Below are 20,675 nucleotides of genomic sequence, written 5' to 3'. Positions count from 1 at the left end.
AGTCGAAAGAGAGCGTTGTACATCGGAAAATGTCGTCACAGGAATTAGACTTTTGAATCAAGGAGTGAAACTATGGGGCAAACAACTATGACTGACAGCATCCGTATGCGGGAGCAAAATAAGGACAGCGCGATGTCGCGATTCCTCAAAAGACTGAAACGGGACAAATGGATGTATATTCTTCTGCTTCCCGGCTTGTTATATTTCGCCATCTTTAAGTATGTTCCCATGTGGGGCGTTCTTCTTGCCTTTAAGAACTACCAGCCTTTTACAGGCTTCATGAACAGTGAGTGGGTAGGGCTCGACCATTTCCGCGACTTCTTCCAAAACCCTGACTTTCCTAGACTGCTGCGCAATACGCTGCTGCTGTCGTTCTACAACCTGGTCTTTTTCTTCCCGGCGCCTATCGTTATTGCGCTGATGCTTAATGAGATTCGCAAAGACTTCTACAAACGGACGATCCAAACCCTCATTTACGTTCCGCACTTTATTTCGATGGTTATCGTCGCCAGTATTTCCTATGTGTTTTTAACGACGGAAGGCGGTATCGTCAACAGCCTGCTGGAGCAGTACACGGGCCAAAAAATCGATTTCCTCTCGAACCCGGACTGGTTCAGACCGCTTATCATTCTGCAAACGATGTGGAAAGAGTGCGGTTGGGAACGATTATCTTCCTGGCGGCATTGGCCGGAGTCGATACGGAGCAATATGAAGCCGCTATCGTGGATGGAGCCAACCGTTGGCGCCAAATGTGGCACATTACCTTGCCGTCGGTACGCAGCACCATTATTATTTTGCTGATTCTTCGCGTAGGGGATGTTCTGGAGAACGGCTTCGAGCAAATTTATTTGATGACGAACGCCCTGAACCGGGAAGTCGCCGACGTATTCGACACCTACGTGTATATGATGGGGATCACGCAAGGCGCATTCAGCTACAGTACGGCAGTCGGCTTATTCAAGTCGATCGTAGGCGTCATCCTGGTGTTTACAAGCAACTATTTGGCCAAAAAATTCGGTCAATCGGGCATTTATTAGTAGAGGAGGCCGAACACTATGGTCAGACATCAAAAAACCTTGCTTGGCAATTTGTTTGACGGATTGAACTATACCATTCTCGGACTGCTCGGGATTATTACCATCCTGCCGTTCCTGTATGTTATCGCCGGATCGTTCGCGTCGGAAGCGGAATTGACTCAAAGATCGTTTTTCCTCATTCCGAAGACGTTCTCGCTTTCCGGATATCAGTTTATTTTCTCCTCGGACACGTTATTCCGAAGCATTCTCGTATCGATCTACGTGACGGTCATGGGGACGCTGGTCAATCTCGCATTTACAGTAACGATGGCGTATGCGCTGGCCCGCCGCGATTTGATGGGGCGCAATACGATCTTGAATCTGGTTCTGTTCTCGATGCTGTTTTCGGGCGGGATGATTCCTACTTATCTGGTTGTTAAAAACCTAGGTTTGCTCGATTCCTACTGGGCATTGATGCTGCCGGGAGCCATTAGCGCATTTAACCTTATTGTCGTCAAAAACTTTTTCCAGGAGCTGCCGCCGGGTCTGGAAGAAGCGGCAAAAATCGACGGCTGCACGGAGCTCGGCGTGTTATGGCGGATTGTACTGCCTCTGTCCAAGCCGGTCCTCGCCACCTTCGGCCTTTTTTACGCGGTAGGCCACTGGAACAACTTTTTCACCGCTTTGCTGTACATTAACGATCCCGAGAAATGGCCGCTGCAGGTTATGCTTCGACAGCTCGTCATGCTCTCCCAGGGCAACATCGGGGATATGAGCCAGCTCGATCCGACCTTCGTGCAGCCGCCGGAGCAGACGATCAAAATGGCGGTTATCGTAGTCGGTACGATTCCGATCCTGCTGGTGTATCCGTTCCTGCAGAAGCATTTTGCCAAAGGGGTTCTTATCGGATCGATCAAAGGCTAATAAGAGTCGGCATCGCAAGTATGAAACAGGGTTTTCTTTCACATGGCTAATAGGAGCCGGCGTTACAATTATTGCCTGACTATCTTAGAGAGTCGACTCCGGCCATGCGAGTATCCATATATAACGTTTACTAGATAAAGGGAGGCAATGATTCATGAAATCCAATAAGAAAGCAATGAAACGATTGGTAAGCGGTGTAGTGATCTCCAGTATCGCTATTACAGCAGCAGGCTGTGGCAACAACAAGGCTCCTGAAGCCAGCAATGGGGGTGGAGCAGCACAAGGCCCTGTCGAGCTTAGCATTATGCTCCCGGCCTTTAAGCCTACATTTCCAAAGGACGGCAGCCCGGTAGTAGCTGAGCTGGAGAAATTCACGAACTCGAAAATTCACCTGGAATGGGTTCCGGATTCCTCTTATGCCGACAAAATCAACATTACGCTCGCATCCGGCAAGCTGCCGACCATCATGGTTATTAAGGATAAGACGGCAAGCTTCATCAATGCCGCAAGATCCGGCGCCTTCTGGGAAGTCGGCCCTTACTTGAAGGACTATCCGAACCTGAGCAAAGCGAATTCGATCGTATTGAACAACATTTCCGTCGACGGCAAAGTATACGGCATCTACCGCGCAAGACCGCTCGGGAGAAACGGTATCGTATACCGCAAAGAGTGGCTAGATAATCTTGGAATGCAAGAGCCGAAGACGATTGACGACTTTTACAACATGCTGAAAGCCTTTACAACGAAAGACCCAGACAAAAACGGCAAAAACGATACGTACGGCATGGTTATTTCCAAGTACAACGGGCCTTTCGAGATTATGCAAACCTGGTTTGGCGTGCCTAATAAATGGGGTGAGGATGCAAGCGGCAAGCTAGTTCCGGCCCATGCGACACCGGAGTATTTGGAAGCTCTGAAGTTCTTTAAAAAGCTGTATGACGAGAAGCTGATCAATGCGGATTTTGCGGTTATGGATTCGAACAAGTGGACCGATCCGATTGTTAACGGCCAAGCCGGCGTCATGGTCGACGTAACGGACAACGCGGCAAGGATCGACGATAAGATTCATCTGGCTTTGCAGCAAGCGGGCAAAGATCAGAAGGACAAATATTTCATGGATATTTTGGGCTCCGTATCCGGTCCTAAAGGAAACCGCGCGCTTCCGACTTCCGGATATGCCGGTATGGTAGCTATCTCCAAATCGACGGTGAAAACCGAAGCCGAGCTTCGTCAAGTGCTTAACTTCCTGGACAAGCTGAACGAAACGGAAGCGCAAAACCTGGGCTTCAACGGGATCGAAGGCAAGCATTACAAGAAAGTGGAAGGCGGCATCGAGCCTACCAAGGACACGGCTTTGATGGATCAGGAAGTCAGCGGCTTGAACCAAATGTTCATGGGTATTCCTGAGAACCGTTACCTTGAGGTCGTTCAAACGCCGGTTCGCAAAAAATCGAACGACGTGCAAAAAGCGAACGAATCCATCGTCGTGCCTAACCCTGCAGAACCGCTTGTATCGAACGTATACGCTCAAAAAGGACCACAGTTGGATAACATCATCAACGATGCCAGAACGAAGTTCATCGTGGGACAAATCGACGAGGCGGGCTTCAAAGCGGCTGTAGAGCTGTGGAAGAAGAGCGGCGGCGACGACTATGTCAAAGAAATCAACGATCTGTATGCAGCTTCGAAAAAGAAATAATTCACTCCGGGCTGTGTTGTGAGACACAGCCTCTTTTTCTGCATTCTTAAGGGGAAAAGCGCCCTGCGGCGCCCGCATAAGCTGTTGACAGCAGCAGGATGCAAGGAAGTGAAAATCGCTGCAACAAAGTCTAAGGCCCGATGACGGCCATCACAAGAATATCCAATGGCTGGAAAACAGCCCGTCAAGTACAGTAAAGCAATAAAGCAAGGAGGAAGGCAATATGGCAGCTCAAACGGAGACCGTACAATGGAAGCTGGGAGAACAGCTTTATCAGAATCCATTGTCGGGCGAACACGATGTAAGTGATTTTATTATGGAAGGGCAGGCGGCCATCAGCTTTCCGCAGCGAAGAATGAGAATGGAGAACGTGCTCGATCCGAAGCTGGGTCAGCAGGCGAACTTCGTCTTCTGGTGTCCGGTCGAATTCCCGGATTCGATTGCGATTTCCTGGGATTTCTGGCCGATCCGCGAGCCCGGGCTTTGCATGACCTTTTTCTCCGCCAAAGGGGCTAACGGAGAAGATTTGTTCGATCCGTCGCTGGCGGAACGAACAGGCATTTATCCGCAATATCATCACAGCGATATCCACGCGTACCATGTATCTTATTTCCGCCGGAAGGAAGCGGACGAACGCAGCTTTCATACGTGTAATTTGCGCAAAAGCTACGGCCTGCACCTGGTAGCGCAGGGCGGAGACCCGATTCCTTCGGTTCAGGATGCCGCCGGTCCGTACCGTATCCAGCTTTTGAAATGGAAAGATGAAATCGTATTCAAGATCAACGACATGATCGTGTTTCAATGGCATGATGACGGAACGGCATATGGCAAGAGGCTGGAGGGCGGCAAGATCGGATTTCGCCAGCTGGCTCCGATGATCGGGGAGTATGCCAATTTAAGCATTCATGCGCTGGAGAGGGGATAAGCTTGTGTCAAGACCGACTCGAATTTATATAAGCGGAGATTCGACAGCCGCGAACTATCCTGCCGAGCAGTCTCCTATGGCCGGATGGGGACAAATGCTCCCCGAGCTTCTCCAAGGGGAGATTGCGGTATTCAATGAAGCTTCCTGCGGCAGAAGCTCCAAGAGCTTTCTTGACGAAGGCCGTTTGAACCCCATCGCCGAATCGATACAGCAAGGCGACTATTTGTTCGTTCAGTTCGGGCACAACGACCAAAAGCAGGATGCCGCGCGGCATACCGATGCGGATACGACTTATTTGGACCATTTGATGCAATATATTGCACTCGCACGTAAATCTGGAGCCACACCCGTATTGTTCACATCGGTAGCGAGAAGACACTTTAATGCGGATGGAGAGCTGGTCCCTACCCACGGGGCTTATCCGGAAGCGATGAAAAGGCTCGCGAGAGAGCAGCAAGTACTGCTGGTGGATTTGGAAGCGAAGACCGAAGCGCTGTACCGCGCTTTGGGTCCTGAGAGCTCGAAGAAGCTGTTTGTCTGGCTTGAGGCGGGACAGCATCCCAATTATCCCAAAGGAGTACAGGACAACACGCATTTTAACGAGTACGGAGCAAGAGAAGTGGCGGGGCTGGCGGTTGCCGGGCTGGCCGAAGTATGTCCTGCATTGCGTCCATTTATGAAATCCATACAAAGCTAACAGTTAAAGGAGCGAACGAAACAGTGACTATACAAGCAGATCAAATCAAGTTGAAATGGCTGGGTACAAGCGGGCATGTACCTGATGGAGCGGGCGTTACCTGGGGAATTCCGTGGGCGGAAGGGGTTCTGCAGCGCAGCGAATCGCTGACACTGCTCGGAACGGATGGAGAGGAGCTTCCCGTACAGACTTGGCCTACGGCGTTTTGGCCCGACGGAAGCGTCAAATGGTCCGCGCATGCGGTATCCATTGCAGGGGAGCGCTCCGATACTTATTCCATTGTAAAAGGCAAGGCCGCCGCTGCGGCTGAATCCGTTGCAGTAACGGAATCGGACGATACCATTACCGTTGATACAGGCAGCATCATCTGCCGTTTGAACCGTGAAGGAAGCTCGCTGATCCGCTCGATTCACCGTGAAGGATCCTTGGTATGCTCCGACGGTAAACTGCAGTGCATCCGGGAGGAGCGTCATACCACCTCCGGGATGAAAACAACGAAGGAGCATCATTTTACAAGCCGGATTTCCAAAGCCGTTGTCGAGCAGAACGGCCCGATCCGCGCCGTTGTACGCATCGAAGGCAATCATAAGCTGAACACCGGCGTGCGGGAATGGATTCCGTTCACGCTGCGGCTTTACTTTTATGCGGGACAGCATACGATCAAAGCGCTTCATACGTTCGTATTCGACGGCAACCCGCACATGGACTTCATCAAAGGGATCGGTATGACGTTCCGCGTACCGATGCAAGGGCCTTTGTACAACCGTCATATCCGCTTTACCGGAGACAGCGGGCTGTTCGCCGAATCTCCGAAGCATCTGATGACTTTCCGGACCAACGGGAAGTATCAAGAGATTTTCAAACGCCAGACGGCTGGTGAAAAGGTAGGGTTCGACGCTGAGGAAGACGAGCGCTTCATCGGACTGATCGAGGAATCGGCCGTATGGGACAGCTTCAAGCTTGTTCAAGGCACCGCCGATTCCTATACGATTACGAAGCGGACGCAGGAAGGCTGCACATGGCTGCGCTCGGCGTTCGGACAGCGCTCGCTAGGAACGGTCTATGCCGGCGGAGAAAACGGAGGATTGGGCGTAGGCGTCCGCAACTTCTGGAAAAAGTACCCTTCGTCCATGGAGCTTCATCATACGTCCAAGGACGAAGCGGAAATGACGGTATGGTTCTGGTCTCCCGACGCCGAACCGATGGATTTGCGCCATTATGACACGACGACGCACCTTCAGTCTTCCTATGAGGGCTTCGATGAAATGCGCAGCACTCCTTACGGCATCGCGAACACAAGCGAGCTGGCGATCTGGTGCTACGACCAGACCCCTTCTCACGAAACGTTGTATGCAGCGGCATTGGAGTGCCAGTCTCCATCCCTGCTTGTATGCGAGCCTGAATACTATCACGAAGTCAAAGCGTTCGGCGTCTGGAGCCTTCCGAATCGCAGCACGCAAGCCCACGCCCGGCTGGAAGACCAACTGAACGCCGGCATCGAGTTCTACAAGGAAGAGATCGAGCAGCGCCGCTGGTACGGGTTCTGGGACTTCGGGGACGTGATGCACGGCTACGATCCGACGCGTCATGCTTGGCGTTACGATATCGGCGGCTGCGCATGGCAGAATACGGAGCTCGTGCCGAACATGTGGCTCTGGTACATGTTCCTCCGCTCCGGCCGGGAAGACATCTTCCGCATGGCGGAAGCGATGACGCGGCATACGAGTGAAGTCGACGTGTACCATTTCGGCGAATACGCGGGGCTCGGCTCCAGGCACAACGTCGTTCACTGGGGCTGCGGCTGCAAGGAAGCGCGGATCAGCATGGCTGGCCTGCACCGCTTTTACTATTACTTGACTGCCGACGAGCGGATCGGGGATATCATGGACGAGGTGACCGATTCCGATTATACGACGGTGCATCTCGATCCGATGCGCTATTACTTCCCGAAAGACGAGTATCCGACACACGCCCGTGTAGGTCCGGATTGGGCGGCGTTCAGCTCCAACTGGATGACCCGCTGGGAACGCTACGAGGATACAGGATATCGTGACAAGCTGCTTACAGGCATTGAAAGCTTGAAGAACATGCCGAACCGGATGAAAAATCTCGCCGTTCACGGCTACGATCCGAAAACCGGCAAGCTGTACGACATGGGCAACAATGCCGGAGGCCACTTGGCTATTTGCATGGGCGGTCCGCAGGTTTGGATGGAGCTCGCGCTGATGCTGAAGGACGCCGAATGGCAGAGCATGCTCGTGGAGATCGGCGAATTCTATAATTTGCCGCGGGAAGAGAAACGCCAGAAGCTGGCTGGCGATCTGGGCAACGGAGGCTATGCGTGGCCGATGTTCTCCACTGGCATCGCAGCCTATGCAGCGTTCCACAACAAAGATGAAGCCTTGGCTAAGCTAGCCTGGGACATCCTGCTGAACGACGAAGTAGGAAAGGTCACCCTGACGGAAATTACGAAGCCCGTTCCAACGCTTGAGTATATACGTCCGATCAAGGAAATCCCTTGGATCGCAACCAATACGGTCTCGCAATGGTCGCTGAACGCCATCGTTTGCCTGGAGCTCATAGGCGATGCGCTGGTCAACGCGGAAACCGTTGCGGCAGTTCACAACTAAGACAGCCTAGATGAAACACAAAAGCTCGTTCGATTACCGGTGCGGGCTTTTGTGTAAATCTTTACTGTAATATTTTCTTATTTTTGGATGATTTAAGGGGGATGTTTCAATGAAAAAGAAAATGGCAGGCACCTTGGCCGCATTGGCGGCGGTAAGCATGGTGGGCACCGCTTGCGGGGGTAACAATGGAAGCGGTCCCGCAGGTGCGACGCAAGAGCCCAAGGAGGTAGCGGTAAAGGAAAACAAAGAGCCGGCCGAGCTCGTATTCTACTCGATGAGCCGCGATTCCGAGGCCAGCTTCAACGACCGATACGGCGATGCGATCCGCAAGAAATTCCCGAACTACACCATCAAATACATACAAAGAGCGCAAGGAACCGATCTGCCGGATTTGATCAATGCAGGCACACGAATCGATATCCACTGGGATTCCATCGGCTCGTTTCCGTCCAGCAACATGGTATACGAGCTCAGCTATGATATGACCGATTTGCTCAAAAAGCATCAGGTGGACTTGAGCCGCTTCGAGCCTTCCCTAATCGACGTCATGAAGCAGCTGGGCAACGGTGCAATCTATGGTCTGCCCGTATACAACGAGCGCATGGCTTTGTTCTACAACAAGGACATCTTCGACAAGCTGAACGTTCCTTACCCGAAGGACGGCATGACGTGGGTCGAGCTGAACGAAATCGCCAAGAAGCTGAATGTCGAGAAGGACGGCATCACGTATACCGGTTTTTCACCGTCGGTAAACCATCTGTTCCTTGTTAACCAATATTCGCTGCCGTTAATCGATAAGAATAAGCGCTCCACCATTACGAACGAGAAATGGAAGCAAGTATTGGACCTGCAGCTGATTCAGCCAACGAACAACCCGGTGTACCAGAAGGCGATGGCTAACAACAAAGGGAAAATCCTTGATTTGAATTTCTTCGCGAAGGAGCAGACGACGGCGATGTACATCTCCTCGCCGGTTATGCCGCAAGTAATGAAAGAGGAGCTGTCCAAGTTCAACTGGGATATCGTCTCCGCACCGACCATGCCGGATATGCCGGGAGTAGGGCCGCAATCGTACCCGGGCTATTTTGCCATTACGAAGATGGCCAAGGACAAGGACGCCGCCATGGAAGTGCTCAAATATTTGACGTCGGACGAATATCAAATGGAATACTCCAAGAAAGGCATCATGACAACGTTGAAAAACGAATCGATCCAAAAGGCGCTCGGACAAGAAAGCGCTTTTAAAGGAAAGAACTACGCAGCCTTCTTCTACAACAAATTCCCAGCCATCGCCGACAAATCGGTTGCGGAAAGCCAGGTTCCGATTCTTGGCACCTACACGAAAAACTTAAACAAGGTTTCATCGGGTGAAATGGATATCAATACGATGATGAGAACCGCCGAGGAAGAAGCGAATAAATTATTAGACGGATTGAAGAATAAATAATCGTTGCTTAAACAGACGCCTCTGAGCTGATTGCTCAGGGGCTTTTGTCATTGTCTCAAGAGGACGCAAAGACAGCAGGGCGAAGGCATTGGATGCATATCATTCCCATTTTGAGAAATGATAACAAGACCAAGGAACCATAGGAAAAAGGGGGAGCGAGATGGATAACAAGCAACCCGGTAACCGTACGGATGACGCCATTTCTTGCAGCCTGTACCAAAATTACGAGCGGCTGGACAAAGCGTTCGCCAACTGCTCGGATATTATCATAACCCGGTACCGTTTCGGTCCCCGATTCGAATATGAGTCCATCGCTGTCTATTGCGAGAGTCTTATTGATTCGCACAAAGTGAACTTTCTGCAAACGGTTCTGCAGGATTTGTCCGAACGCGAGAACAAGCCTATCGAAGCTGTAAATATCGAAGAGGTGAAGCTGTTCTTCAGCAGGCAAGGCGTGTCAACAAGACCTGCTGTCGTATGGACCCATTTCCCTGAAACGGTACATGCAGTGCTCAACGGGGAGGTTGTCATTTTTCTGGACAGCTGGGAATTTGCCCTTGGTTTCCCTGCTTATGCAGTAGAGACGAGACAAGTCGGCGAACCGATTAATGAACCCGTTGTCCGCGGCCCGCATGACAGCACGGTCGAGAGCATAACCAAAAATATCGGTGTTCTAAGGTCGCGGCTGCGGGACTCCCAATTCAAAATCCAGACCATCACGACCCAAGGCCAGACTAAATCGGTGGTAGCTTACGGGTATATGGACGGAAATGTGAATCCCGAAACATTGGCTGAATTCAAACGAAGAATCGTCCAGGTTCAAGATTTAAATATTTTGGAAACGTCATATGTAGAAGAGCTTATCGAGGATTCGACCTATTCGCCGTTTCCCCAGTATCGATATACCGAGCGGCCGGATGTTGCCATATCGGCACTGCTTGACGGCAAAATCATTGTTCTGGTGTCCGGAACGCCCTCCATTCTTATATGTCCCGGCCTGTTCGTTGAGTTTCTGTCAACAAGCGAGGATTATTATGAACGTACCGTTTACTCAACGCTCGTTCGCACCATCCGGTTCGCCGCTTTTTTCATGGCGCTTACGCTGCCGAGTCTTTATATCGCTTTTTCGACGTATCATCCCGAATTGATCCCGACGGTATTATTGCTCGCCATTCTCGATACAAGGGAAGGAATTCCTTTTCCCGCTTATCTGGAGGCCCTCATCATGGAGTTTTTCTTTGAGATCATGAGGGAAGCGGGCATTCGTCTGCCAAGACCCGTAGGCTCCGCCGTCAGCATCGTGGGAGCGCTTGTCATAGGACAAGCTGCCATTCAAGCAAAGATTGCATCGCCGATCATGGTTATCGTCGTAGCGCTTACAGGGATCGCCTCGTTCTCAATGCCGCAATACAACCTGGGAATTACCGTAAGGATACTGCGCTTCCCTCTCATGATATTTGCGGCGACGCTTGGTGTTTTCGGCCTGATGATCGGATACTTGCTTATTCTGCTGCATTTGACTGCTTTGAGATCGTTAGGCCAGCCTTATTTGTCAGCCTACGCTCCGCTGCATCCCGGACAGCTGAGAGACGTGCTGATTCGCGCTCCGTTAAAGTATTTGCTCCGCTCCTCGCGTGTCCGCAGGATGGGCGGCGGGCGGCGTTAGATCAACCGGTAGATGGAATGAGGGAATATCGATGAGAACATCCTGGCTAACTATTGGGTTCATGGTATTTTCCGTCCTGCTGACAGGATGCTGGGATAAGGCGGAATTGCCGGAGTACGGCTTCGTACAAGGAGCGGCGATAGACGAGAACAGGGTGGGAGATACCGAGTTGACGACACTGTTTTACAAGCCAGGCGGAGGGGGGATGGAGTCCCATATGGCGGCCAAAGGAGGGCCTTCCTCATTCCAAGTCAAAACGACAGGCCATTCGGTATTTGAAGCGATTCGCGATATACCCATTCATCTTGGCCGGAAAGCGAAATGGGACCATATGCGCGTCATTCTTGTGAGTGAATCGCTGGCCAAATCGCAGGGACTCGGAAGGGTCCTGGACTTTTACTCACGGGATCACGAGCCTCGCGGAACGATACTCGTATTTATTACGGAAGGGGAAGCACGCAAATATATAAGCATAAAGCCTTTCATTGAAAATACAATGGCGCAGCAGCTCAAGCGGATTCAAGAAACGGCATCCCGCTTTTCCTCCAAAACCGTCAAAACGGCGCTAATCAACATCGCACTGCAAATAAAGAGCGAGACCGGCTTCGGAACGGTTCCTTATTTGCGCTTTCATGGTGAGGATGCGACGGTCGACGGGATTGCGGTTTTGAAGAAGGGGAAGATGGTCGACCTCCTCACTTCCAATGAAGCTCAACGGCTCTCGATGCTGACGAATGATTACGAGAGCGGGGTTATTGACCTGCCCTGCAGCAAAAATGACAGCGGGCAGCATTTTGAAGACGAATCGGTGGAAGTATTCAACTCCTATACGACATCGGAGATGAAGATTGAAGGGGAGACGTTGACAGTTCATTACATAACCAATATAGAGGGGGCGGTAGGTGAGATGCACTGTTCCACGATTAAAACGCGCGAGCAGGAGATGGCCTTTACCCGGAAGGTAGAAAAGAAGGTTGTGCAGGAAATGCGGGAGCTAGTCCGGCATTTGCAACAGAAGAAGGTGGATTCCCTTGGACTTGGCAACAAAGTGTACAGGCAGCATCTGAAGCTATGGAAACGCTGGAAGCCGGATTGGGAAGAGCGGTTCGCTCATGTGAAATTTGAATTTGACGTCCGGGTCGTTCTTCGAAATACGGGAACAACCTCCGGCAGATCGATAGCGAAATGAGAACCATATTCGAAAAATTGTTGGTCATGCTCCTATGCTACAGCGCAGTATTGGCCTGCGAATTTCCAAAGCTGCGAAAGCTTCGCCGCCATGAGCGGATGGTTTACAGTATTCTAATGCTATGCTCTCTGTACCTGGTTGTGATTTATGTTCTGGATTTGCCATGGCCCAATCTGGACGAAGCCGTAGATTATTTGTTCGAGCAGCCGGGCAAGCGGATTGTAGAAGCGGTAAAAGCACCCGATTAATGAAACGTAAAGCTATCGGGACGCCCAATTCATGCCACGCTTCATTAGTATCTCGACCTGAGGCAGAGTAACCATGTTCAAGGTGTGGCCGAGGGAGCAGTACATAATCCTTCCGTGTCCATAGCTTTTCGTCCAGGCCACGGGCATTTCCACTTCGCCGAAGCACGTCCATGCCAATACGCAGATCGCCGGATCCAGCATCATATAGTATTTTTCCGTCGTTACAGTAAAGTCGGACAGTCCTTGCGTTATTTGCGGGTGATTGCCAGACATGTGCACGGTATAGGTCGTGTCCGCGCCCCCCGGATGCGCCAGAAACTGCCCTCCGATCATATGATGAAAGTCGATCTCTCCGCGAAAGGCGCCTATGGTGCTGTGAATTCCGGTAAATCCGACGCCATCGCGAACAGCGGATAACAAATTGGCCAACTGCTGTGGCCGGATCGTTCCTCTAGTCCAGATCAGTACAATTAAATGCATCGATTTCAAGCGGTTCGTCTCCAAAAAGCTGTCCAGCGTATCGGAAAGCGTGACATCAAAGCCTTCCTCCCGAAGCCAGCCGCCCATGATTTGAGCGACATCTTTGTGTCGGTGCCCCTCATCGTCTCCGTAGACGATGAGCGCTTTTTTATATCGGTCCGAGCGCTTCGGCATCACTGACGAATCATGGATTCGGATGGAAAATGCCCTTTTCACGTATTCCGCCACCCCTTCGAACGAAATGTACAGAGCTTTCGCTGCTGTCAGTATATGCGGTCTCTTCCGCATCAGCACAATTCTTCGATCCGGACGCAAATATTTCCAGCCATAATGGCAAATACTAGCTACCAAAAGGGGGGAAACGCTTGAGAAAAGAAACGATCAGTGTAGCGCAGTTGAGCGCTCTGTTTCTCATTTCGCTAACGGGTTCCTCCATTGTCAACATTCCTCAGCCTCTCATAGGTGCGTCGTCGAACGCTGCCTGGATATCCATTCTTCTCGCCTATGGGCTGGGATTGCCGGCGCTCATCTGTATTTTGTATTTATACCGCCGCTACCCGGGATTGACTATCGTCGAAATCTTGAAGCAAGCGATAGGCCCAGGCTGGACGGCTGTCATTATTATTCCTTTTATCAGTATGCCGCTCATGCTGACAGCCAATATCGTAAGAGATATTTCCGCATTCTTCACCACGTCGATGATGCGGCTGACTCCCGATTACGTCTTTGATGTGCTGATACTGATGACGGCGGCATTGACTGTAAAAGCAGGTATTGAAGTTATGGCCCGAATGTTCATCTTGCTGATCATGGTCATGTTCACTTTCATTATAGCGGTCCTGTTGCTGGTCCTGCCTTATTACCAGCCGGAATTCCTTACTCCCTTGCTTCCGAAAGGCTTCAATCCCGTTCTTCACGGCGCCTATATGGCGTTTGGAGTGCCTTATGCAGACGTGGTGCTGCTGACCATGTTAATGCCTTACGTCCGCACGGAAAAAGGAAAATCGCCGGGGGCATCGTTGCATATTGCCTTGCTTCTCCATACGGCAGGGCTGCTTATCGTTACGGTATGCACGATCATGGCGTTTGGCCCGATGGCTGGAGATTTGCGGTTTTCCTTGTTCCAGATTGCCCGGATGGTTAGTGTCGAGAGTATTTTCGAACGAGTGGAATCCATTATCGGCGTTTCGCTGATAGTCGGTTCTTTTATGAAAACAACCATCGTGCTGTTTGTTTTGACAAGGGTGGCGGCGCAGCTGTTTCAGTTTCAAGATGAAAGCATTGTAACCTTCCCCATCACACTGATCGTTCTGCTGCTCGCCCTCACCATGTTTAGAACCGATGCGGAGTTCCGCGACAATGTTGCCGTCGTAAGGCCGCTGATGAGCTTTGCTGTAGCGTACGTTCCGTTAGTGCTCATTACGATTGCGGCCATGTTCAAGAGAAAAGCTCGCTAACTGGATGCGGCCAAAGCGTCAGCCTACACTTTTTGCGTCAAGCTCTGTAAAAAAGTACCCATCCGTTCCAGCGCTTCGGTCAGGTTCTGAACGGAGGAAGCATAAGAGCAGCGGATATGACCTTCACCGCATGCGCCCAGCACATTGCCGGGGACAATGGCTACCTTGGTCTCGTTAAGCAGCTGCTCGGCGAATTGCTCGGACGTCAGTCCCGTATGCTTAATGGAAGGGAAGGCATAGAACGCGCCCTTCGGCTCGAAGCAGGGCAGACCGATCTCCTCGAACCCTTTCAGTACAAGACGGCGGCGCTGATCGTAGGAAGCGACCATTTCCTTCATCTCCTCCGTGCCGTTGCGCAGCGCTTCGATAGCCGCCTTTTGGGTCGTCATGGGAGCGCAGATCATCGTATATTGGTGGATTTTGGTCATGGCGCTGATCACTTCCGGATGGCCGCATGCATACCCGAGTCGCCATCCGGTCATGGCGTAAGCCTTGGAAAATCCGTTCAGCAAAATCGTCCGGTCTCTCATGCCGGGCAGCGCTGCGAAACAAGTATGCTCGCCTACATAAGTCAGTTTGTCATACACCTCGTCGGAGATGACGATCAAGTCGTGCTTCTCCACCACCTTGGCGATTTTCTCCAATTCCTTGCGCGGCATCGTAGCGCCGGTCGGATTGTTCGGGTAATTGATAAGCAATGCCTTGGTACGCGGTGTAATAGCAGCTTCCAGCTGCTCTGCGGTAAGCCGGAATTCATTGTCGGCATCGGTGCTCAAAGGAACTGCCACCCCTCCGGCCATGATCGTGCAGGGCGCATAGGACACGTAGCAAGGCTCGGCAATCAGCACTTCATCTCCCGGATGGAGGATGGCGCGGAGTGCAAGGTCTACCGCCTCGCTGACACCTACCGTAACAAGCACTTCATTGCGCGGCTCGTACTTGACTCTGTACCAGTCGTGCAAATGGCGGGCGATTTCTTCCCGGAGCTCCAGCAGTCCGGCGTTGGAAGAATACATCGTATAGCCTTGCCTTAACGATTGAATGCCGTTTTCCCGGATGTTCCAGGGAGTTACAAAGTCGGGCTCGCCGACCCCGAGCGATATGACGCCTTTCATTTCGGAAGCCATATCGAAAAAACGGCGAATTCCCGAAGGGGGAATGTTTTGGATGGTAGGAGAAATGCGATCGGACCAATTTGTAATCATGGTTACACCAGCTTTCTTTGGAATGAAATTTGGATTGAAATACAAAAAGCCCTCGCCCCTATAAAGGGACGAGAGCCTAAAACTCACGCGTTACCACCCTAATTGACATCATGACGCGCCTCCGGTTACGCCAACCTCGCACTTAAAAACAGCGCAAAAGAAGCGTAATAGAGATAGGGAGTCAGGTTTTTTCCGGTAAGGAAGCAACAAAAAAAGCCCTCCATCCCCGGAAAGGGACGAGAGCTTTGGCTCACGCGGTACCACCCTAATTGACATCATCATGTCCACTCATTCCGATAACGGCGGAAACCGGCCTTCTCTTACTGCAATGTTCAGAGGGCGACTCCGGGGCGGCTTTCGTCATGGCTTCAATCCCAGGCTCGCACCGTCCCTGAGTCGCTTAGAAATTCACCGTGTCTACTTTCCCCATCCACGTCTTTGAAGAACTAAATTACCCACACTATACCACGCTGTTTTTTCTCTGTCAATCCGGTATCGATGGAACAAAAGCCCATTTTCGGCTCATATAATGCTCTAAGGCAACTCAGGATAAGGAAGTGGCGCGAGGGTGAACATTCGTTTTCATGCACGGAAGGATAGGCCAATTAACGAGGCATCGGCGGTAGATGGAAAGTTACCGGTTTACTGTCCTCTCCCCGGGCCGGACTACCTGAACTATTGGATTCCAACCGTAAGTCTGGAGCAAATGGCGGCGACGGAATACGATGCTCTCGTAATAGGCAGCGGAGCGGGGGGAGGAGCCGCCCTATGGAGATTGTGCGAGCGGTGGAGACAAGAGGGGAAACGGATAGGGATGATAGAAGCCGGGGAGCCTGTTATTCCGACGCACGTCCAAAATATCTCCACAATGAACGAGGAGCTTGCGGAAGCTTACCTGCTCAATCCTCGGGTGTCAGAGCCGCTCGGTGAGGTCTTGCCTGAATTCCGGGGATTCCGGCGGTTTCGGCTGCTTGGGGGAAGAACGATATTTTGGGGCGCAGTCACTCCGCGCAGAAGAGGGTTCGAGCTGGAAGGGTGGCCTGTCACCGAATCGGAGCTGGAGCCATATTACAACATAGCCGAGCAATTCATGCGGGTGACGAGGCAGTTTTCCGGGGAATCCCCCTATACCCGAATTTTGCTTGAGCGGCTGCGTGAGCAGGTTTATCCCGATGCTGAGGCCTACCCGATTGCTGCGGATCTGGAGTCGACCACATTCGGGGTCATCCACTCGAATGTATTTTTCAGTTCGATTCAATTTTTGGCCGCTGCGAGACATGCGCGTCCGTTCGATCTGGCGGTCAATGCCAGGGCGGTGCGGCTCTTTACCGAAGACGGCAGAGTAACGGGCGTTAAGGTCATGTCAAATGACAAAAAATCGTTTACCGTCCGGTCACCGATCATTATTTTGTCCGCAAGCACTCTGGAGACACCAAGAATTCTTCTGAACTCAGGAATCGGGGGAAAGAGCGTCGGTCATTACTTAACCAATCATACTATCGTTACGACCCAAGCTTCAATTAGCCGAAAGCAATTTCCCGAGATGCTTGGAGGTCTTGGCATTCTTATTCCTTCAACGGCCGAGCGCCATTTCCAAATTCAAATCAGCGGCAATTTCTGGACCCAGTCGCTTAACGTGCCGCTGCAGGAGAAGCTCCTGTTTGACTTAAGCGGATTTGGCGAGGTGGAGTCCCGTTATGTAAACCGGGTCGAATTGGACACTCTGAAGACCGATGCCTATGGCGTGCCGGAAATCCGGGTCCGCTTCTCCTACAGCGACAAAGACCGTCTTGTGATCGCCCGAATGGCCGAAGAACTCATGAAGAGCATGGCCGCCTTAGGAGCGGCACCTGTGCCAAGAGATGGAGAACCTGATCTCTGCTTGCGACTTCCCGGCAGGCCGTACCATGAATGCGGCACATGCCGCATGGGCACGGATCCGGCGTATTCGGTCACGAACGCCCACGGCCAGGTCCACGGTGTCACTGGCTTGTATGTGGCTGACAATAGCGTGCTGCCTACATCCGGCGCCGCCAATCCTACCTTGACTACGGCAGCGCTGGCCATCAGAACGGCGGACGCTATCGCCGGCGGCCTGTTGTGAAATGAAGTGACTTCGTTTATTATCAGACATGTAAGTGACAAAAATCGGTAATCGATCGAAGGAAACGATAGGGAGGATGCGGCTGTGAGAATCGATGCACATCAGCATTATTGGAAGCTGGACCGCGGGGACTATGATTGGCTGACGCCGGAATCGACGGTGTTGTACCGGGATTTTTTGCCTGAGCAGCTCAAGGAGCATTTGCAAGCTAACGGTATCGATAAGACGATCGTCGTTCAAGCTGCCGCAACGGTAGCGGAGACCGAGTTTATGCTCAAGCTCGCCGAGGACAACGATACGATAGCCGGAGTAGTAGGCTGGCTGGATCTGGAAGATGCGGGCTTCCGCAGCGACTACGAGCGTTTGAAGCCAAACCGCTATTTCAAAGGCATTCGGATCATGCTGCAAGATATTGATATGGAATTTGCTTTCCGGCCTGCCGTATTGGAAGCGCTGCGCTTTTTCGAACGGGAGCAGTTCCCGGTCGATCTGTTAATCAAGACGCATCAGCTGGAGAAGACCGTCAAGCTGCTGGAGCAGCTGCCTAAGCTGCACGCTGTGATTGACCATATTGCCAAGCCGGTCATTTCCGCTCAGCAGACGGAGCCTTGGAAAGCCTTCATGGCACAAATCGCGGCGGAGCACCCGAACGTATATTGCAAGCTGTCCGGCATGGTAACGGAAGCCGATCATGAGAATTGGCAGGAGGAGCATTTCGTTCCTTATGTGCGCCACGTTGTGGAACATTTCGGCCCGCAAAGAGTCATGTACGGCAGCGATTGGCCGGTCTGCCTGCTCGCGGCGGAATACAGCGAAGTGTACAAGCTGCTGGAGCATACGCTGCCTTCCGGCTTGACCTCTACGGATCTTGAAGATATTTTCGGCAACAACGCGGCGCGTTTCTATAAGCTTTAAAACCAAGGAGGATTCCTGACGATGCCAAGTAAGGATAATGCTCTTATCATGTATGTCGGCTGCTATACGAACAAAAAGGAAGCGGCCATATCCGTGTTCCGCTGCGATCCGTCTCTGGACAAGCCGGAGCTTGTGCAGCAGGTGACGGGAATACGCAACGCTTCGTTTCTCGCCGTTGATGCTGAGGGCGGGAAGCTGTATGCCGTAAGCGAGGTGCACGAAACCGACGGCCAGCCCGGCGGTGCGGTTGCCTGCTACCGTATCGATCCCGAGTCGGGCAAGCTGACGGAGCACGGACCGCGGCAGCTTACACATGGCAACGATCCTTGCTACGTGATCGTAAATCGGCACGGAGCGCATGGCGCATGCTTGCTCGTTGCCAACTACTCCGGCGGCAGCGTCGCTCGATTCCCGCTGCGGAATGAAGATGGCGGGCTGGAACCGGCCTCGCAAATCATCGCGCACAAGGGAGCAAGCCTAGCGACGGACCGTCAGGAAGCGCCTCATCCGCATTCCATTGTGTTGGATCCTTCCGGCAGCTATGCAGTGGTACCGGATCTAGGGCGCGACAAGCTCGTCGTTTATTTGAACGCTCCGGAGCAGGGCGGACTTGTTCCGCATGGTGAAACGGAGACGGATGCCGGCGCAGGGCCGCGCCATTTCGTATTTCACCCGGATCAGCCGAGAGCTTATGTTATCAACGAGCTTAACGGCACGATAACAGCCTACGATTACGATGCGGGCCAAGGAAGCCTGAGCCCGGTTCAGACGGTACCGGTGCTGCCCGCCGATTTTCAAGGAAGCAACACCTGCGCCGATCTGCATTTGTCTCCGGACGGCAAGTTTCTGTATGGCTCCAACCGCGGCCATGACAGCATCGCCGTCTTTGCGGTCGAGCCAACATACGGCCGGCTGACGCCAATCGGACATGTGCCGACCCGCGGCAGGACACCGAGAAACTTCGGGATCACTCCCGACGGTAACTTCCTGGTTGCAGCGAACCAGGAATCGGATAATCTAGTTACATTTCGGATCGACCGGACAAACGGCATGCTGGAATGGACAGGGCAGGAGATTGCCGTTTCCGAACCGGTATGTGTAGCGTTCATGACAACAAATTCCTTGAAATAAGGCGTCGAATAAACATACGAATAGACCGCCTCCTGCCGGTATCCGGCGGGGCGGTCTTACTAATTTCCTTTTTTTGATAACGGTTTCAAAAATATCCGGTTATTTCGGCTCACATAAAGCGCCTTTACTGCTGCTCCTGGCATGATTTTTCCCCGACACAGCCGTTGTACTCGCCCAAATGTCTGGTTATCCGATCGACCGTCTGAATATACTCTTGCATTTGCTCCTCCGGCAGGTTGGCAAAAATCGTATTCGCTTCCGCCCAGATGTGTTCCCGCAGCGAATTCAGCTTTTCCTTGCCGGTATCCGTTAATTGTACGTAAATGATGCGCCGGTCCTCTACCGAGCGGATCCGTTCGACAATGTTCTGCCGCTCCAGCTTATCGACAAGGCTTGTAGCCGCTCCCAAGGTGATGGTTAAATAATCGGCAATATCGTTCATTTTCATAGATTGATGCTCTAACTGAAACATAACGGATATGGTCGAATTGTTTAATTGCGGATCCATAATGATGGTTTGAAGCGACCGCTTCATTTGGCGTCCCATTGCGAGCAAGCTTTTTAACAACATGGAAGCATCCTGTGCTCTACTCATTAGCGATTCTCCTAACCTTTATATAAATTGATGTTATTATACCACATAGGGTAAGCAATAAAGCGTATCGAAGATCACATCTATTGGCAATAAAAACAGTTGGCTAAAAAAAATAAATGACGCAAATCGACATACAGCGGTTTCATTAGACTTTATCTGTGTGTGATCTCGCCAAAATAGTACACACAATATAAGTAATACGCAAGAGGGTGCGAATGCGTTTCAAAAATTTTTACGACAGTAGATAAATTTATCCCCTTAGTATCGATTTCATACCCTGTTGTGAACCGCGGTGCGCCCCTATAATCAACCTTATCAAAGCAAATTCTTACACTTTGAATCGCGGA

General features: G+C 51.7%; 16 protein-coding genes, 1 pseudogene and 1 other annotated feature. Of the genes and pseudogenes, 14 read left to right on the top strand and 3 right to left on the bottom strand.

Features of this window, described 5'->3' with window-relative positions:
* The first annotated feature begins 132 nt into the window (after nt 1-132).
* From ACFQ88_RS32245 to ACFQ88_RS32200, 10 genes and pseudogenes are all read left to right on the top strand, one after another.
* Nucleotides 133-1,037 (top strand): annotated as a pseudogene (locus ACFQ88_RS32245) (ABC transporter permease).
* Between the two features lie 18 nt (nt 1,038-1,055).
* The gene (locus tag ACFQ88_RS32240) at nt 1,056-1,940 is read left to right on the top strand and encodes a carbohydrate ABC transporter permease (RefSeq protein ID WP_239633857.1); all 885 of its coding nucleotides are present in this window, start codon (nt 1,056-1,058) and stop codon (nt 1,938-1,940) included.
* 154 nt (nt 1,941-2,094) lie between these two features.
* Complete coding sequence (locus ACFQ88_RS32235; RefSeq protein ID WP_239633858.1) at nt 2,095-3,639, top strand: extracellular solute-binding protein; 1,545 nt, start codon at nt 2,095-2,097, stop codon at nt 3,637-3,639.
* Nucleotides 3,640-3,862: 223 nt separating this feature from the next.
* On the top strand, nt 3,863-4,564 hold the full coding sequence (locus tag ACFQ88_RS32230; protein WP_379460925.1) for a DUF1961 family protein: 702 nt from the start codon (nt 3,863-3,865) through the stop codon (nt 4,562-4,564).
* A 4-nt stretch (nt 4,565-4,568) separates the two neighbouring features.
* Nucleotides 4,569-5,261: a rhamnogalacturonan acetylesterase gene (locus tag ACFQ88_RS32225; RefSeq protein ID WP_379460923.1), complete on the top strand. Its 693-nt coding sequence runs from the start codon at nt 4,569-4,571 to the stop codon at nt 5,259-5,261.
* Entirely contained in the window at nt 5,219-7,891 is a 2,673-nt protein-coding gene (locus ACFQ88_RS32220) for an exo-rhamnogalacturonan lyase family protein (RefSeq protein ID WP_379460921.1), read from the top strand. The genes ACFQ88_RS32225 and ACFQ88_RS32220 overlap by 43 nt, the downstream gene beginning before the upstream one ends.
* Before the next feature lie 109 nt (nt 7,892-8,000).
* Nucleotides 8,001-9,338 (top strand): ABC transporter substrate-binding protein, encoded by a 1,338-nt coding sequence (locus tag ACFQ88_RS32215; RefSeq protein WP_379460919.1) that lies wholly within the window; start codon nt 8,001-8,003, stop codon nt 9,336-9,338.
* 160 nt (nt 9,339-9,498) lie between these two features.
* Nucleotides 9,499-11,004: a spore germination protein gene (locus tag ACFQ88_RS32210; protein ID WP_239633863.1), complete on the top strand. Its 1,506-nt coding sequence runs from the start codon at nt 9,499-9,501 to the stop codon at nt 11,002-11,004.
* A gap of 31 nt (nt 11,005-11,035) precedes the next feature.
* On the top strand, nt 11,036-12,193 hold the full coding sequence (locus ACFQ88_RS32205; RefSeq protein ID WP_379460916.1) for a Ger(x)C family spore germination protein: 1,158 nt from the start codon (nt 11,036-11,038) through the stop codon (nt 12,191-12,193).
* Nucleotides 12,190-12,441: a hypothetical protein gene (locus ACFQ88_RS32200; protein WP_379460914.1), complete on the top strand. Its 252-nt coding sequence runs from the start codon at nt 12,190-12,192 to the stop codon at nt 12,439-12,441. The genes ACFQ88_RS32205 and ACFQ88_RS32200 overlap by 4 nt, the downstream gene beginning before the upstream one ends.
* A 12-nt stretch (nt 12,442-12,453) precedes the next feature.
* Here the strand turns inward: ACFQ88_RS32200 and ACFQ88_RS32195 are convergent, their stop codons facing one another.
* On the bottom strand, nt 12,454-13,209 hold the full coding sequence (locus tag ACFQ88_RS32195) for a ThuA domain-containing protein (RefSeq protein WP_379460912.1): 756 nt from the start codon (nt 13,207-13,209) through the stop codon (nt 12,454-12,456).
* 77 nt (nt 13,210-13,286) lie between these two features.
* On the opposite strand from ACFQ88_RS32195, the gene ACFQ88_RS32190 reads away from it, so the two are divergent.
* Nucleotides 13,287-14,378 (top strand): GerAB/ArcD/ProY family transporter, encoded by a 1,092-nt coding sequence (locus tag ACFQ88_RS32190; RefSeq protein WP_379460910.1) that lies wholly within the window; start codon nt 13,287-13,289, stop codon nt 14,376-14,378.
* Nucleotides 14,379-14,401: 23 nt separating this feature from the next.
* Here the strand turns inward: ACFQ88_RS32190 and ACFQ88_RS32185 are convergent, their stop codons facing one another.
* Nucleotides 14,402-15,583: an aminotransferase class I/II-fold pyridoxal phosphate-dependent enzyme gene (locus tag ACFQ88_RS32185; RefSeq protein ID WP_379460908.1), complete on the bottom strand. Its 1,182-nt coding sequence runs from the start codon at nt 15,581-15,583 to the stop codon at nt 14,402-14,404.
* A 229-nt stretch (nt 15,584-15,812) separates the two neighbouring features.
* Nucleotides 15,813-16,025: a binding site (T-box leader), on the bottom strand.
* A 126-nt stretch (nt 16,026-16,151) separates the two neighbouring features.
* On the opposite strand from ACFQ88_RS32185, the gene ACFQ88_RS32180 reads away from it, so the two are divergent.
* From ACFQ88_RS32180 to ACFQ88_RS32170, 3 genes are all read left to right on the top strand, one after another.
* On the top strand, nt 16,152-17,687 hold the full coding sequence (locus tag ACFQ88_RS32180) for a GMC oxidoreductase (RefSeq protein ID WP_379460906.1): 1,536 nt from the start codon (nt 16,152-16,154) through the stop codon (nt 17,685-17,687).
* 84 nt (nt 17,688-17,771) lie between these two features.
* The gene (locus ACFQ88_RS32175) at nt 17,772-18,602 is read left to right on the top strand and encodes an amidohydrolase family protein (protein ID WP_379460904.1); all 831 of its coding nucleotides are present in this window, start codon (nt 17,772-17,774) and stop codon (nt 18,600-18,602) included.
* A 21-nt stretch (nt 18,603-18,623) separates the two neighbouring features.
* Nucleotides 18,624-19,733, top strand: a complete 1,110-nt coding sequence (locus ACFQ88_RS32170; protein WP_379460902.1) for a lactonase family protein — start codon at nt 18,624-18,626, stop codon at nt 19,731-19,733.
* Nucleotides 19,734-19,857: 124 nt separating this feature from the next.
* Here ACFQ88_RS32170 and ACFQ88_RS32165 read toward each other — a convergent pair whose 3' ends face one another.
* The gene (locus ACFQ88_RS32165; RefSeq protein ID WP_239633872.1) at nt 19,858-20,328 is read right to left on the bottom strand and encodes a MarR family winged helix-turn-helix transcriptional regulator; all 471 of its coding nucleotides are present in this window, start codon (nt 20,326-20,328) and stop codon (nt 19,858-19,860) included.
* Nucleotides 20,329-20,675 lie beyond the last annotated feature (347 nt).

This window comes from Paenibacillus sp. NPDC056579, assembly GCF_042793215.1.
In the GTDB taxonomy this organism is placed as follows: Bacteria; Bacillota; Bacilli; order Paenibacillales; family NBRC-103111; genus Paenibacillus_S.
The sequence above is the reverse complement of the archived record's forward strand: the minus strand, read 5'-3'. Positions and strand labels throughout refer to the sequence as shown.

Excerpts from the sequence above, each read along its gene's own strand:
- ACFQ88_RS32220 (WP_379460921.1), top strand. The coding sequence starts at position 5,219 with ATGTCCTGCATTGCGTCCATTTATGAAATCCATACAAAGCTAACAGTT.
- ACFQ88_RS32235 (WP_239633858.1), top strand. The coding sequence starts at position 2,095 with ATGAAATCCAATAAGAAAGCAATGAAACGATTGGTAAGCGGTGTAGTG.
- ACFQ88_RS32215 (WP_379460919.1), top strand. The coding sequence starts at position 8,001 with ATGAAAAAGAAAATGGCAGGCACCTTGGCCGCATTGGCGGCGGTAAGC.
- ACFQ88_RS32185 (WP_379460908.1), bottom strand. The coding sequence starts at position 15,583 with ATGATTACAAATTGGTCCGATCGCATTTCTCCTACCATCCAAAACATT.
- ACFQ88_RS32240 (WP_239633857.1), top strand. The coding sequence starts at position 1,056 with ATGGTCAGACATCAAAAAACCTTGCTTGGCAATTTGTTTGACGGATTG.
- ACFQ88_RS32205 (WP_379460916.1), top strand. The coding sequence starts at position 11,036 with ATGAGAACATCCTGGCTAACTATTGGGTTCATGGTATTTTCCGTCCTG.
- ACFQ88_RS32230 (WP_379460925.1), top strand. The coding sequence starts at position 3,863 with ATGGCAGCTCAAACGGAGACCGTACAATGGAAGCTGGGAGAACAGCTT.
- ACFQ88_RS32210 (WP_239633863.1), top strand. The coding sequence starts at position 9,499 with ATGGATAACAAGCAACCCGGTAACCGTACGGATGACGCCATTTCTTGC.
- ACFQ88_RS32195 (WP_379460912.1), bottom strand. The coding sequence starts at position 13,209 with ATGCGGAAGAGACCGCATATACTGACAGCAGCGAAAGCTCTGTACATT.
- ACFQ88_RS32165 (WP_239633872.1), bottom strand. The coding sequence starts at position 20,328 with ATGAGTAGAGCACAGGATGCTTCCATGTTGTTAAAAAGCTTGCTCGCA.
- ACFQ88_RS32200 (WP_379460914.1), top strand. The coding sequence starts at position 12,190 with ATGAGAACCATATTCGAAAAATTGTTGGTCATGCTCCTATGCTACAGC.
- ACFQ88_RS32170 (WP_379460902.1), top strand. The coding sequence starts at position 18,624 with ATGCCAAGTAAGGATAATGCTCTTATCATGTATGTCGGCTGCTATACG.